The 10,473-nt window shown below is 51.9% G+C and carries 10 protein-coding genes and 1 pseudogene; 5 read left to right on the top strand and 6 right to left on the bottom strand.

Annotated features, from left to right (window positions below):
• The 4 genes and pseudogenes from RTM06_RS21180 to RTM06_RS21165 all read right to left on the bottom strand — a co-directional run.
• Window positions 1-133: pseudogene (locus RTM06_RS21180) on the bottom strand (ABC transporter permease); the annotation flags it as partial.
• A gap of 114 nt (window positions 134-247) precedes the next feature.
• Window positions 248-1,678, bottom strand: coding sequence for an ABC transporter substrate-binding protein (locus RTM06_RS21175; RefSeq protein WP_312184619.1), 1,431 nt, complete (start codon window positions 1,676-1,678; stop codon window positions 248-250).
• Window positions 1,679-1,751: 73 nt separating this feature from the next.
• Window positions 1,752-2,159 (bottom strand): nuclear transport factor 2 family protein, encoded by a 408-nt coding sequence (locus RTM06_RS21170; RefSeq protein WP_312184618.1) that lies wholly within the window; start codon window positions 2,157-2,159, stop codon window positions 1,752-1,754.
• A 17-nt stretch (window positions 2,160-2,176) separates the two neighbouring features.
• Window positions 2,177-3,085, bottom strand: coding sequence for a polysaccharide deacetylase (locus RTM06_RS21165; protein ID WP_312184617.1), 909 nt, complete (start codon window positions 3,083-3,085; stop codon window positions 2,177-2,179).
• Window positions 3,086-3,403: 318 nt separating this feature from the next.
• Here RTM06_RS21165 and RTM06_RS21160 point away from each other — a divergent pair, with 318 nt between their 5' ends.
• Together RTM06_RS21160 and RTM06_RS21155 are read left to right on the top strand one after the other, a co-directional pair.
• On the top strand, window positions 3,404-4,006 hold the full coding sequence (locus RTM06_RS21160; RefSeq protein ID WP_312184616.1) for a LuxR C-terminal-related transcriptional regulator: 603 nt from the start codon (window positions 3,404-3,406) through the stop codon (window positions 4,004-4,006).
• A gap of 229 nt (window positions 4,007-4,235) precedes the next feature.
• Window positions 4,236-5,228 (top strand): sugar phosphate isomerase/epimerase family protein, encoded by a 993-nt coding sequence (locus tag RTM06_RS21155; protein ID WP_312184615.1) that lies wholly within the window; start codon window positions 4,236-4,238, stop codon window positions 5,226-5,228.
• A gap of 22 nt (window positions 5,229-5,250) precedes the next feature.
• Here RTM06_RS21155 and RTM06_RS21150 read toward each other — a convergent pair whose 3' ends face one another.
• Entirely contained in the window at window positions 5,251-6,255 is a 1,005-nt protein-coding gene (locus RTM06_RS21150) for a LacI family DNA-binding transcriptional regulator (protein ID WP_312184614.1), read from the bottom strand.
• A 309-nt stretch (window positions 6,256-6,564) separates the two neighbouring features.
• Here RTM06_RS21150 and RTM06_RS21145 point away from each other — a divergent pair, with 309 nt between their 5' ends.
• The gene (locus RTM06_RS21145; RefSeq protein WP_312184613.1) at window positions 6,565-7,488 is read left to right on the top strand and encodes a substrate-binding domain-containing protein; all 924 of its coding nucleotides are present in this window, start codon (window positions 6,565-6,567) and stop codon (window positions 7,486-7,488) included.
• Here RTM06_RS21145 and RTM06_RS21140 read toward each other — a convergent pair.
• Window positions 7,466-7,816, bottom strand: a complete 351-nt coding sequence (locus tag RTM06_RS21140; RefSeq protein WP_312184612.1) for a transposase — start codon at window positions 7,814-7,816, stop codon at window positions 7,466-7,468. The two genes, RTM06_RS21145 and RTM06_RS21140, sit on opposite strands and share 23 nt — an antisense overlap.
• A gap of 511 nt (window positions 7,817-8,327) precedes the next feature.
• Between RTM06_RS21140 and RTM06_RS21135 the strand changes: the two genes are divergently transcribed.
• Window positions 8,328-9,167 carry a benzoate transporter gene (locus RTM06_RS21135; RefSeq protein WP_256698720.1) on the top strand — a complete coding sequence of 280 codons (840 nt, stop codon included), beginning with the start codon at window positions 8,328-8,330 and terminating at the stop codon, window positions 9,165-9,167.
• Between the two features lie 140 nt (window positions 9,168-9,307).
• A complete protein-coding gene (locus RTM06_RS21130) occupies window positions 9,308-10,411 on the top strand; it encodes an NADH:flavin oxidoreductase/NADH oxidase (RefSeq protein ID WP_312184611.1) in 1,104 nt (367 codons plus the stop codon).
• Window positions 10,412-10,473 lie beyond the last annotated feature (62 nt).

The following is a 10,473-nucleotide window of genomic DNA, read 5'->3' as shown; positions in this document are numbered from 1 at the left end:
CAACCTCTGTGGCGCTCTCCGGCAGCATGCTGGCTACCGGATCGCCAAGATACTGAAACAGAACAAAAGACAGCAGCGCCACACCCGCCAGCAACATAAATGCCTGCAGTAACTTGCGCACAAAAAACACCATAACGGCCTCCCGTAGGGTCGCCATTCATGGCGACCTCGCAGATTTAATTGCTAACCTTGCCGTACCACAGGCGCTGAACATTATCTGGCGTCTGTTTCAGCGTCAGTTTTTTGCTCATCGCCCACACGGTGGGTTCAAAGTGCATCGGCAGATAAGGCAGTCCGCCGCCGGATTGCTGTAGCGCGGGATGTTAAAGGTGCCGAGGCTTTTCCCGTTACTGGTGTGCAGCAGCTGCACCGCCACGCTGTAGGGATCCATGATCGGCAGGTTGGCCCAGCCGAGCACGCCGACATCCGTGCGGCCATTAACCAGAATCGGGTCATAGACGCTGGCCGGATGCACATTCAGCGCGGCTTTCACGCCAATCTTCGACCAGTAGCTCTGCACCGCCTGGCACCATTGCGGAGCGTTAATGTAGGTGCCTTCCGGGCAATCAAAGTTGAGGTTGAAGCCTTGCGGATAACCGGCTTCCGCCAGCAACGCTTTGGCCTTCGCCGGATCGTACGGATAATCCACGCCCGCCTTAGCGTCATAACCCGGAATATCCGGCGCCAGATAGTTATTGGTCGGTTTAGTCAGACCGCGCATCACTTTTTGCGTGATCGCCTCGCGATTAATTGCCATGTACAGTGCCTGACGCACACGAATGTCTTTAAGTGGGTTTTCTGCTTTGGCGTTTTTGGCATTCAGGGTGTCGCGCATGTTGAGCGTCAGATAATCGACGCGTAACGACGGGCTCACCTGCAGCTGCACGGCAGGATTGTTTTGCAGGCGCTGAATATCCTGCAGCGGTACCGAGGTCACTAAATCGTATTCACCCGCCAGCAGGCCAGAAAGACGCGTGGCATCGGATGAGATTGGTTTGAAAATGATTTTGTCGATATTGGTGGTGCCGGCAGCGGCATTCCACCAGTTGGGATTGCGTATCAGCACCATCTGCGTATCACGTTGGCGACTCTGCAAAATAAACGGTCCGGTACCGTTGGTATTGTTGGTGGCGTAACCTTCCGTGCCCTGGCTGATATCGGTAGGCTTCAGCGCGTTATGCTCGCTGAGCCATTTCTTATCCATGATCATCACGCCGGTCAGCTCGTTGATGGCGATGCCGGTTTTCTTCACCAGATGAATATCCACAGTGTATTTGTCGACCGCCACCGCGTCTTTCATGGTTGAGGCGTTCGCGCGAATACCCGAAGCCGGATCCGTTACCCTCGCCACCGATGCCACCACATCTTCTGACGTCAGCTCGTCGCCATTATGAAATTTCACCCCCTCGCGCAGTTTGAAGCGCAGCGTGGTGTCATCGATCTGCTGCCAGCTCAGCGCCAGCCACGGCTGGATTTTTAAATCGTTATCACGCTGCACCAGCGATTCATAAATGTGATTCTGGAAGGTCAGCGCTTTGGTGGATGCGTAGGCATCCGGATCCAGCGTTGGGATATCGGCATCGGTTGCCCAGCGCACCACGTTCTCCGCCAGCGCCGCGTGACTGACCATACCTAACGAACCTGCTACTAACAACGACAGAAAAAGTTGCTTCATCATTGATCTCTCATTAGTTTGCTAAGGTTATTGCTAGCAATGCATGCAAAGCCAATGCCAGTTGATTTGTTTGTTATTAACGTGGTGATTGATTCAGCTCTGGCGTCAAGATCCACTCGGCGCTGTCGTTCCACACATCCATTTTTGTAATGCGCCCCGCCATCACTTCATAGCGGTCGAGGTAGCGATTACCGGCGAATTCACGTCCGTCCGGCCAAACGCCATAAAGAAAACCGGTGCAGTAGACCACCACATGACCGGGACTTTTCTCCATCCAGTCAAACTCGCCCAGCTGCTTTTTCACCCATTGATAGCGCCCGGCGTTAAACGCGGTGACGCCATGTACGGTGGGCATCACGCGCTTGCCGGTAAAGGTGATGACCACGTCCGCGGCCATCAGCGCGGCGGCTCGGTCTGGGTCCGGCGCCATCGACGCCGCCAGAAACTCTTTCACGATCTCTACTGCTGTTAATGCTGCGGTCATGCTGTTCTCCAATGATATCAGGCGACGTTGTTGGTTACGTTCAGTGAATGCGCGGCGATCTCGCCAGGCGTGGTTATCCATACGTCTTCGCACTGCGCGATAATGTTCTTTAATGTCTGCCGCAAGTGATGAAGCCGGAACGGCTGACCGACGATGTAAGGATGCAACGCGATGCCCATCACCTGCGGGCGCTGTTCGGCGCGCAGTTTCATCTCGGCGAACTGGCTTTCGATCATGCTGCAGAAGGTTTCAATCGAGGTGCCATTAGGAATGATGGTGGGAATATCGTTGATCTCCTGCGGATACGGCACCGACAGCAGATCGCCGTGCGACGTTTGCAGCGCAACCGGACGATCGTCATGCGCCCAGTTCAGGGTGTAGCTGAAGCCGTTTTGGCGTAGTAAGTCGGGCGTGTCATGGCTTTCGGAGATCCACGGCGACAGCCAACCCGCCACCGGACGTTGCTGATATTCGGTGAGTCGCTGCTGGCAGCGGGCGATCAGCGCAAACTCATTTTCACGGCTCAGTTCGCCCTGACGCTGCGAGTTGGTATGACCGTGGCCGATCAGTTCACTGCCGGGCAGGCTTACCCAGCGATCGAGCAGCTGCGGGCAATAATCGATGATGGCGGTGTTGGCAATAACCGCTGGCGGAATACTCAGTTCGGCAAACAGATCGGCCAGATACCAGCCGCCGACCCGATTGCCGTAGTCGCGCCACGCATAGTTCAGCACGTCGAGGCGATTCGCCCCCTGCGACAGCTTCGCGCCTTCCGGCAAGCCAAACGCGAAATGCTCCAGATTCATGGCGATATACAGCGCCAGACCTTTACCTTTTGGCCACACGGGCAATACCTGATGTTCGATTGAGCTGTAGGCGTAACGCTGATGGCTGGCGATATTCCACATAACCTGCGGCGATGACATAAAGGCCTCCTGATTGAACACACATCTTGCGATGTCAGGAGTAAAGCAAGGGATATGCCACTCTAGCTTTATTGCTAGCAATATTTCTTAACGTGAGGAATTGGTGGGTTTTTCATCGAAAATTTCTTTCTTTGGGTTGAGACTTGCGGAATCAAGTACGTAGCAAAAAGAGTAAAAGGTGAGCTGTTGGTGCAGTCTCTGCCCTAAAAATGCGCAAAGACGAATTTAGGAAATTTCATACAAACCTCCCTCCCTGGTCCGATATTTATCGCGCCGCCATCGCGCTTTAATAGCAGCATAATAAGGATGGGGATAACTATGTTGTCATTAACGCTGATAGACAATAACAAATGGATTACTGAAGGGATTTCGCATTATTTTGCCGGGAAGCTCATTCAGGTCAAAAACATCGAAAGTGATGATATGGATGTAGCATTGAGCAAAGTGGCACGAACCGATGTGCTCATTAGCGAATTAACCGCTTATGGACGCGATGTGCAGTACTTCACCGAGCTGTTACTCAAAGTACAGCGCTCATCTCCCGCCACGCGGATTATCGTGCTCACCGATCTGCATGAGAAAGCGGTCATCAGTTATGTGGTTGGCGTGCTGCCGGGCGTTACTTTTCTCTCAAAAAAATGCAGCCTGCAGGAGCTTTCTGATGCGGTATTAGGTTTGGAATCGTTCGCAGAGTTCGCTGTTGGTGTTCGCCGCACCAAACAAACCCTTTCACCGCGTGAATTTGGCTTATTGCGCATGTTGGGGCAAACCAGCAATCTCACCGATATCGGGCATAAACTGCATCTCAGTTGTAAAACCATTAGCCATCACCGGCAAAGTATTATTCGCAAGCTTAACTGCGCCAATAATAAAGAGTTATTCAGCCGGTTAAGCCGAATGGGTTATCAGGCAAAGATGTAAAACGTAGGGTCGCCATTCATGGCGACCGATTCACAAGCATTACGCCACCAACCTTGTACAAACCTGGTCGCCATGAATGGCGACCCTACGGTTTAAGTGATTTTGTGTGATTGTGGTTGCATTTTCTCCACTGATTGCTGGTTAAGTGCGCACATCGAGGTGCAGAATGGAATATATAACCCAATGTGAATATATATTCACAAATGCAATCATCTGAGGAGAAGGTCGAATGAGTTCCTACACGTATCCGAAATTCGGTGCCGGCTTGTGGCACTTTGCCAACTATATCGATCGCTACGCCGTAGATGGTTACGGACCGGCGCTCAGTACGCTTGAGCAGATTAAACTCGCTGGCAGCGTTGAGGATCTTTCCTACGTTGACGTGCCCTATCCCTTCACTGAAGGCGTCACGGTCGCGCAGGTGAAACAAGCGCTGGCCGATGCCGGATTGAAAGCAATCGGCGTCACGCCAGAAATTTACCTGCGTCGCTTCTCACGCGGTGCCTTTACCAATCCGGACGCTGCCATTCGCAAACAGGCGTTTGATTTGATGCATGAAGCCGCCACCGTGGTGCGTGAGTTGGGCGCTAACTACGTGAAAGTCTGGCCAGGTCAGGACGGTTGGGATTATCCGTTCCAGGTCGATCATAAAAACTTGTGGAAGATGGCGGTGGATGGCATGCGCGAACTGGCGAGCGCCAATCCTGACGTTAAATTTGCGATTGAGTACAAACCGCGTGAACCGCGTGTGAAAATGACCTGGGATTCGGCGGCGCGTACGCTGCTTGGCATCGAGGACATTGGCCTCGATAACGTCGGCGTATTGCTCGATTTCGGTCAGGCGCTGTTTGCTGGGGAGTCGCCAGCGGATTCCGCCCAGCTGATTATCGATCGCGGCCGCCTGTTTGGTATGGACGTCAACGACAACCTGCGCGGTTGGGATGACGATCTGGTGGTCGGCACCGTGCACATGACCGAGATTTTCGAATTCTTCTATGTACTGAAGATCAACAACTGGGACGGCGTATGGCAACTCGATCAGTTCCCGTTCCGCGAAGATCATGTCGAAGCTGCAAATCTGTCGATCCGCTTCCTCAAACATATTTATCGCGCGCTGGATAAGCTGGATATCGCCGCCTTGCAGGAAGCACAGCGCGAGCAAAACCCACTAAAAGCGCAAAGAATTATTCAGAATGCGCTGCTGACCAGCATCGAGCAGTAATTTTACGCCGTAGGGTCGCCATTCATGGCGACCGCAAATGCGAACGACGCACACGCATTTCACCGTGGCGCCAACGCTCATCAGCACCCTCGCGACCATCAATCAAGCGGTTCAACGCTTCGGCGATCAGCAGATCTATCCGCTGACTAAAGGTGGTGAGCTGGCAGCCTGGCGCGCTGGCTTCTTCGATATCATCAAATCCCACCACCGCAATCTTGGGCATATTTGGCGCGGCGCGCATTGCTTCCATCGCACCGAGCGCCAGCACATCGTTTTCACAGAACAGCGCATCAATCACAGGCGCGTCCGGCTGTTGCAGGTAATCACTCATCGCCTGCCAGCTACGCGCGCGATCGTAACAGCCCGCTTTTAGCAGTACATTAATCTGGCATCCCGCTTGTTGCAGCGTAGCTTCAAATCCCTCTTTGCGCAGCAGATGAGACGTCGGTGTATCCGGACCTTGCATAAAGCCAAAACGCTGCGCGCCCTGCGCCAGCAAAAGTTCGGCGATTCGTTTTCCTGCGGCATAACCATCAATCGCCACCACATCAATGCCCTGCGCATGCGTATTGCGACACAGCTGCACCAGCGGAATGTTATACATGTCCTCCACTAGCGTAATCAGCTGCGCCGATAACACCGTGCCGAGAAACAGAACGCCGTCGATCTGCAATTGATCCGCCTGCGTCATCACCGATCGATACGGTTCGCCATCGGTGATGTTGAGGATCAGCGCCATGTAACCACGGCGTTGCAGCTGCTGCGTGGCTTCATTGAGGATCATCAGCGTATGCGGATTCTTTAGCTCGTCGATCACCACGCCAATGATATGCGTCTTCTTCTTCACCAGGCTGCGCGCCAGCAAATTGGGGCGATATCCCAGCTCTTTAGCGATGCGCATCACCTTCTCGCGCGCCTTATCGGAAATCGAAGCGCCAGGCATGAACGCACGTGACACTGTCCATTTCGACACGCCCGCTAGCAGCGCCACATCGCTGGCCGTGGCCTTTTTCACTGTTCTCGTCATCGGCTTCCTTCCGTAATTTACCTGGCAAAAGTGAGCATAGAGTGATTCCACACGTTAGCAAGAGGCGACTTTTGCAAACTTTGCACCCGGTTGCATTTCTATTATGCACTCGGGTGCAAATCGTGATGATTTTGTGATCGTGGTGATGAAATCGATTTTTGCTGCGTTGACTATTTTTCAACCGTACCAGAGAGTGAAGACAGCACATCGCGTTGCCCTTCTGAACATGATGTCAATCAGCGGCAGCAATCCGGCCAACTTTGCACCCGGATGCAAAATAAAACAAACCTCCCCTACAGAGATAAAAAAATGAAATTATTCAAGGTAGTAATGCTTGTCTGCGGTTTGCTCAGTGTGTTCACTGTCCAGGCGAAAACCTACATGGTTGGCGTCGCTTTGGCTAACCTCGATCTCAATTTCGTTTCCATCCTGCGTAGTCAGATGGAGAAGCAGCTCAAAGACAAAGGGCTCAACAGCCAGTTTGCCGATGCCAAAGGTGATGTGTCCCTGCAAATTCAGCAGGTGGATGATTTCATCAATCAGGGTGCGGACGCGATCATCATCAACCCGGTGGATACGCAAGGCGTGATGCCAGTAATCGCCGCCGCGCAGAAAGCCAATATCCCGCTGATCTTTGTCAACCGTAAACCCGAAGTGAAATTGACCGGCAAAATGGCTTATGTCGGTTCTGATTCTGCGTTAAGCGGCAAGATGGAGATCGAAGCGTTAGCCAAGCGTCTGGATAACAAAGGCAATATCGCCATTCTTATGGGTGCCCTTTCCACTGAGGAAGCGCGTCAGCGTACCAAAGCGGTTGAAGATTATGTTAAGGATCATCCCGGCTTAAAAGTGATCCAGAAACAGAGCGCCAACTGGCAGCGCAACGAAGCGGTCGATAAAACCTTGTCCTGGCTGCAGGATGGTAACGACATCAATGCCATCATCGCCAACAACGATGAAATGGCGATCGGGGCAATTATGGCGCTCGATCAGCTGAAGAAAAGCAATGTGTTAGTCGCCGGTATCGATGGCACGCCAGATGGCTTGCAGTTTATTAAGAACGGCAAAATGGCGGTGACAATTTTCCAGGATGCGAAAGGTCAGGCAACCGGCGCAGTCGATGTGGCTTACGACATGCTGAGCGGTAAAAAGACCGAAGCCTATAACTGGGTGCCTTATCAAACGGTGACTAAAGAAAATTATCAGGAATTCACCAGTAAGAATCAGAAGTAACACCGCTTTGTAGATACCGTCTTGCCAGTACCTGGCAAGACATATTGTTCAGTTCGGCCTGGCCGAAGCGCTTAATGCGGGCTGGGTTTTCAACGCTGACGTCATAGCCTTCATCGTGCAGGAACGTGGCCAGCGGCTCGCTGTACGCACCGGTCGCCTCCATGCAGATATGGCAGTCGCCGAACGGCTCCAGCCATTTCTTAAGGGCGCTGAAGCCTTTAGGCGTGTTAGGGAAGACTTTGGTTTTGTATGACGTATCGCCTTTCCAGACGGCCACATCAAACTTTTTCGAGGCAATATCAATACCAACGGGCGTACGGGTTTGCATAGATTCTCCTTAACAACATCAGGGAAACCGCCATGACCATCCTTATGGATGCGTGCTCGAAGCACAGGATACCGTCCGGTCTTGAAGGCGGGAGTAAAGTTGCCGGGGATGAATCTACAAAACAGGCTTAATGCCCAAGGGTCGCCCCCATCTCACCAGCAACTTCCCGATGATCAGTCGGGGATCATAGCACCCGGAGGAGAATGATCGAGATATAAGGGTCGCCATTCATGGGTAATGCCGATCGGTTAAGCCCAAAATAGTGGGTATAAAGTAATTTCCTTCGTTGAAAAGGTGATGGCACGCTGGCAACGTGCAGCGCATGCGTTGGCAGTGCGCACCGGTAATGACACAGCCTGCGGATGGCGACCGGTGACGTTTTTATCGACATAAATGAAAACAGTGAGTTGTTTTTTTTTATCAGTTATTAGCATTAATTGATAAATATATGACAGAATACTTACAATCAGAGGTGGGCAAATGAACCCAGAATAGCTTAAGCGGAATCGCTATGATTTATGATTGTTTTTTATACTATGACGAAGATATGTTACTCGACATTCGGTTACATACTTTGAATGACGTCGTCGACTACTTCGTGATTGTTGAATCTACACATACTTTCACCGGTAAGCCGCGAAATTTGCATTTCAATGTGAATAAATTCGCTAAATTTAAGCATAAGATTATTTATGTCGTTTATGACGAGCCGCCCTTTTTCACAAATAATGTCGTCAATGCATGGAAGAACGAAGCCCATACACGAAATGCCATCATGAGAGGTTTAGAATCCGCCAATGACGACGATATTATTATCGTTTCCGACGTTGATGAAATACCCAATCCCAAGGTTATAGTAAAAATTAATAAGCGCAGACTTTGCACCTCGCTGCACATGAATTTCTACAATTATCAGTTCAATCTGCAGGTTTTCAATACTAATGGCGTTCCGCGCGTGTGTTCATTGCCCCGGGCGGCATCACTTAAAAATCTTAAAGGTTTCTTTGCCGGTAAACCAGAAGATTTCCGAAATATAAAAAAAAGCCCAATTAAATCCAGCTTTATGAAATGGACGCTCTTCAAGCTACGTAATAAAAATATTACATCTGCAGGCTGGCACTTTTCATGGATTATGCGACCAGAGCGGATATCGGAAAAAATGTCTTCTATTTCGCACACGGAATATGACTTACCACAATTCAACAATAGCGATCATATTATTGATGCACTGAAAAATGGCAAAGATATTTGGGGCCGTGACAGAAAAATGTGCAAACAAGAACTTACTGCCGAACATTTCCCCGATTATTTGGTTAAGAATCAGACAAGATTTAGCGAATTTATTCTGTAGTCATTGCCCTGAGGTTTTCACCTGTGGGGCACATTCCGCTTAACTTACTTTTTGCTACAACATTCAAACTCATAGCCCTCTGCAAAATGCGCTTTTGGCCCTAAGCTTAAAGCCATTCAGCCACTGATGATGAGGTTTCAATGAGTTTACTGTTTAGTGCGACGCAACTGGGTAAGTTAACGCTCGATAATCGCATCGTGATCGCGCCGATGTGCCAATACTCCGCTGAGAATGGCAAAGCCAGCGCCTGGCACCGCATTCATCTCGGGCAACTGGCGCTTTCCGGCGCCGGTTTGCTGATCATTGAGGCGACGGCTGTCGAAGCGGCCGGACGTATTTCTTCCGGTGATTTAGGCTTGTGGGACGATGCAACGGAAGCGGCGCTGGCCAGCGTTCTGCAGGATATCCGCCACTATTCTGACATTCCCTTTGGTATTCAACTCGGTCACGCCGGACGTAAAGCGTCCTGCGCCGCGCCGTGGCTCGGTGGCAATCAGCTATCACTGGAACAAGGCGGCTGGCAAACCGTCGCGCCTTCTGCGCAAGCCTTTATTCCTGAAGATCGCCCGCCGGTGGCACTGACAAAACAGGATCTTGAGCGTCTGAAACAAGCCTTCGTTGATAGCGCGCAGCGTGCCGCCAAACTCGGTATCCAGTTAATTGAACTGCACGCCGCACACGGCTATTTGCTGCATCAGTTCCTGTCACCGCTGAGTAACCAGCGTGAGGATGAATACGGCGGTTCGCTGGAGAATCGTCTGCGCTTCCCGCTGGAAGTGTTCCATGCGGTGCGCAGCGCCCTGCCGGACTCGGTGGCGGTTGGCGTGCGCCTTTCGGCAACGGATTGGGTTGAAGGTGGCTGGGATGTTGAGCAGTCGATTGTCTTCAGCCAGCAGCTTGAAGCGGCGGGCAGCGATTACGTGCACGTTTCCAGCGGCGGCCTGTCACCGCAGCAGAAAATTACGGTTGGCCCCGGCTATCAATTGCCTTTTGCCCGCGACATCCGCAAACAGGTGAAGATTCCGGTGATTGGCGTTGGCTTGATTACGGAGCCGAAGCAGGCAGAACAGGCCTTGCAGGGAGGTGATGCGGATTTGATCGCGCTGGCGCGCGCGGTGCTTTACGACCCGCGCTGGCCGTGGCACGCCGCTGCGGAATTGGGTGCGCAGGCCAAAGCGCCGCCGCAGTATCTGCGTTCCGAGCCGCACGGCCTGAAAGGCACGCTGATTTCCAATAAAAAGTGATAGTTTGACCCGGTGCGCATCAATGCGCACCGGTTGAACGTAGGGGCGCCATTTATGGCGAC

It is taken from the genome of Pantoea sp. CTOTU46764, assembly GCF_031974595.1.
Taxonomy (GTDB): Bacteria; Pseudomonadota; Gammaproteobacteria; order Enterobacterales; family Enterobacteriaceae; genus Pantoea; species Pantoea trifolii.
Note: the sequence above shows the minus strand (reverse complement) of the source record. Positions and strands in the feature narration are given on the sequence as shown.

What these genes read in the sequence shown, in the direction of transcription:
- RTM06_RS21135 (WP_256698720.1), top strand. Translation starts at nt 8,328, where the DNA reads ATGATTTATGATTGTTTTTTATACTATGACGAAGATATGTTACTCGAC.
- RTM06_RS21155 (WP_312184615.1), top strand. Translation starts at nt 4,236, where the DNA reads ATGAGTTCCTACACGTATCCGAAATTCGGTGCCGGCTTGTGGCACTTT.
- RTM06_RS21170 (WP_312184618.1), bottom strand. Translation starts at nt 2,159, where the DNA reads ATGACCGCAGCATTAACAGCAGTAGAGATCGTGAAAGAGTTTCTGGCG.
- RTM06_RS21175 (WP_312184619.1), bottom strand. Translation starts at nt 1,678, where the DNA reads ATGATGAAGCAACTTTTTCTGTCGTTGTTAGTAGCAGGTTCGTTAGGT.
- RTM06_RS21150 (WP_312184614.1), bottom strand. Translation starts at nt 6,255, where the DNA reads ATGACGAGAACAGTGAAAAAGGCCACGGCCAGCGATGTGGCGCTGCTA.
- RTM06_RS21145 (WP_312184613.1), top strand. Translation starts at nt 6,565, where the DNA reads ATGAAATTATTCAAGGTAGTAATGCTTGTCTGCGGTTTGCTCAGTGTG.
- RTM06_RS21140 (WP_312184612.1), bottom strand. Translation starts at nt 7,816, where the DNA reads ATGCAAACCCGTACGCCCGTTGGTATTGATATTGCCTCGAAAAAGTTT.
- RTM06_RS21165 (WP_312184617.1), bottom strand. Translation starts at nt 3,085, where the DNA reads ATGTCATCGCCGCAGGTTATGTGGAATATCGCCAGCCATCAGCGTTAC.
- RTM06_RS21160 (WP_312184616.1), top strand. Translation starts at nt 3,404, where the DNA reads ATGTTGTCATTAACGCTGATAGACAATAACAAATGGATTACTGAAGGG.
- RTM06_RS21130 (WP_312184611.1), top strand. Translation starts at nt 9,308, where the DNA reads ATGAGTTTACTGTTTAGTGCGACGCAACTGGGTAAGTTAACGCTCGAT.